The 1,475-nt window shown below is 35.2% G+C and carries 1 protein-coding gene; it reads left to right on the top strand.

Annotation, left to right across the window (positions count from 1 at the left end):
• A partial coding sequence (locus CQZ94_RS30690) for an N-acetylmuramoyl-L-alanine amidase family protein (RefSeq protein WP_105588432.1) occupies positions 1-1,475 on the top strand: 1,475 nt, incomplete at both ends.

Below are 1,475 nucleotides of genomic sequence, written 5' to 3' on the forward strand. Positions count from 1 at the left end.
CAAGCACAATTAGACGAAGGAAAGACCGGAGTTGTGATGAATCAAGGCCAACATGCATTTGTAGAAAAAGCATCTGGTAAAAACCCAAGATTTCTTTTTCCACTTTATAAAAAATATGCAGACAGCTGGGCTCCAGATTGGGATGTGGTTGTTAAAAATTCGGATTCCCTATTTGATAAGATAGCAAATAAATTATCAGATAAGCAAAAACAATTGATAACATTGACTTCAAAGCCAGTATCTAAAGATGTTCTTGACAATTATGTTAATAATGATCCTAAAGCTCGTGCAGATTTTTATGATCGATTATCTGATGTATTGGCGGAGCGTACTCACGTCCTAGAGACACCTATTGCACTACCATTTAATGCACTAAATCACGGTAACCCTTATCAAATTATCCCTTATAAAAAAGGAACGAATAAAGTAATCGTAAAAACAGGTTCAAAATACCTTTCAGGAAAAGAAGGAAGAGGACTTCAATATTCCGATTCGCTTGGCGATGATGAAGTGTTTGAACTTGTTCAGATAGGAAATTCTTACGATGGTAAATTTCAGTTCCGTTTGAATAACAAAAATGGGGTAAGTTTGGCTGGTAATCAAAATGTTCAACAATTTGGTACTGATTGGAGTTTCAAATCCGAAATTCGTTTCACTGGAAAAAGCAACAATGAAATTAACAATTGGTTAATAGAGTGGTATCCGGGTAAAGAAAATGAGAGACAGAAGTATGACAAAATAGAGATGATAAAGAATGAAAAGGACCCTACTAAATATAGTGCAAAAGATTCTTCTGGAAATGTAATAAAGAACAGTTGGGTAATTCAAGGGGATTGGTATTTCTTTGCAGATGCTGATGGAGTCCTTTTGACAGGCTGGCAAGAAATTAAAGGGAAGACTTATTATTTCAGACCGGGTTTTGGTAACATGGTTGCTGTAAGTGGATCTGAAATCGATGGGAAGTACTACAACTTCAATGACGATGGTTCTGTGCTACAATCAGCATGGAAGGAAGATCAAAATGGTCTACACTATTCTGATGCTTCTGGAGTGGTTATTAAAGAAGGCTTGAAAGATATAGATGGTAAAATTTATTATTTCCAAAATTACAATGCAAATAAAATGGAAATACGTCTAGAAGATCAAAATACCATTCTTCATTTTTCTGACAAAGGCGTACTTGAGAGAGCTTCTAGGATAAATGGAGAAACTATAGACAGCGATGTTTATGCTTCGTTTGAAAACAAAATATTAGCATTTAATAAAGACGGTTCGATTTGGAAAACAGGGATCAACAAAAAGGAGAACTTCCAGGCATATTATAGTTTAGAAGATGGAGTTTTCTATACCGGTTGGAAAATGATAGACGGTAAGAACCACTATTTCACAAATGGCCGTAATCATACGTTCAATAAGCATGAAGACATTGACGGAAAAAAATATTATTTCCATGAAGACGGATCAGTTAACAAAGC

Source organism: Bacillus sp. MYb209 (genome assembly GCF_002975175.1).
Classification (GTDB): domain Bacteria; phylum Bacillota; class Bacilli; order Bacillales; family Bacillaceae_G; genus Bacillus_A.